Annotated in this window: 1 protein-coding gene; it reads left to right on the top strand. The window is 55.7% G+C overall.

Features of this window, described 5'->3' with window-relative positions; genetic code table 11:
* The first annotated feature begins 394 nt into the window (after positions 1 to 394).
* The gene (locus JS533_RS13630) at positions 395 to 1195 is read left to right on the top strand and encodes an aminoglycoside 3'-phosphotransferase (protein ID WP_241515366.1); all 801 of its coding nucleotides are present in this window, start codon (positions 395 to 397) and stop codon (positions 1193 to 1195) included.
* Positions 1196 to 1439: the final 244 nt, after the last annotated feature.

The raw sequence follows: 1439 nt of genomic DNA, 5'->3' as shown, positions 1-1439 counted from the left end.
AGGAACCGGACCGCTCAGCGACAGCGAGTGATTAACTTACACCAACCCAGCCACCAACGCAAACCAACACCACAAAAAACAACCAAAACCCTTGAAAAACAAGACATCCATCGGCGTGTCGAAAACAGGCAAAAACACCCTTCAACTACCACCATACGCCTAATTCACATCCGGAAAAGGCAGCAAAAACATCATTCATCGGCGTGTCGCCATCTGTTCATCATGCCGGGCCCTCGCCCACCGCCATCATCGGCATGCACGAATGCCCCGGCAAATCAACTTCAATACGCAATCGCAGCAGTCGCCCCCCCCCCGGCGGAACACCACGGCATCGTACTATCGTTGGTCACGACATCCGGCATAACGGCATCGCCAAACGCAAAGGATCGCATTCATGCAACGTACCGTCATCGAACAACAGACTCTGCATTTCCCCGCGTCGGTGCAACCGTACGTATGCACTGGCCGTCTGTTTGACAGCAGTTCATCGCCGCAGGCGACCGTCTACTATTCCGACCAGGATCATGGGTACTTCATCAAAACCGCGGCAGCCGGCACGCTGCGACGTGAGGCGACGCTGACCGCTTATTTCCATGGCAAGGGACTGGCCGCGGAAGTGCTGTATTACGGACAGGAGACCGGCGACAGCGGCGATATACACGATTGGATGGTGACACCGCGCGTGGCGGGTGAGGACTGCACTGCGCCGCAATACCTGGCCGATCCGCATCGCATGACGGAGATCCTGGCGCATACGTTGCGCTCATTGCACGACATGGACGGCAGTGACTGTCCGGAACCGAAGCGCATGGAACGATATGTGGCCACGGCGAAACGCAATCATGACGCCGGACGATATGACACGTCGTTCTATGTTGACTGGTACGGCGATGCCACGATCGACGAGATATTCCGCATCGCGGAGCAAGGTGCCGCGTTGTGTTCGGATGTGCTGTTGCATGGCGATTATTGTCTGCCGAACGTTATTCTTGACGACTGGTCGTTCAGTGGTTTCGTTGATCTGGATTGCGCAGGACTCGGCGACCGTCACGTCGACGTGTTCTGGGCATTGTGGACGCTGCGGTTCAATCTGCATACGGATGCATACCGAGACTATTTTCTTGACGCATACGGACGGGATCTCGTCGACGAGGAAAAGTTGCGTACGATTGCCGCGATCGAAGTATTTGGATGATTGTATCGATGACTCCGCGCTGCGTGATCCGATAACGATCATTATATTCGTTTGTTCGCTGATTCGGTAAGCCCGCAAATGCGTGTTGACCGCTCCGTACATCCCAAGGCAGTCTCGTGCGTGGTGTTTTTGTCTTGCTGGCGGTGTTCCGGCTGGGTGTTTTTCGTCGCTTGGTTCGTCGTTGTGTTGTGTGGGTATGAGAAAGGACCCCGGGAGCCGTGTGGCTCGACCGGGGTCCTCATCA

It is taken from the genome of Bifidobacterium amazonense (assembly GCF_018555435.2).
GTDB lineage: Bacteria > Actinomycetota > Actinomycetes > Actinomycetales > Bifidobacteriaceae > Bifidobacterium > Bifidobacterium amazonense.
Note: the sequence above shows the minus strand (reverse complement) of the source record. Positions and strands in the feature narration are given on the sequence as shown.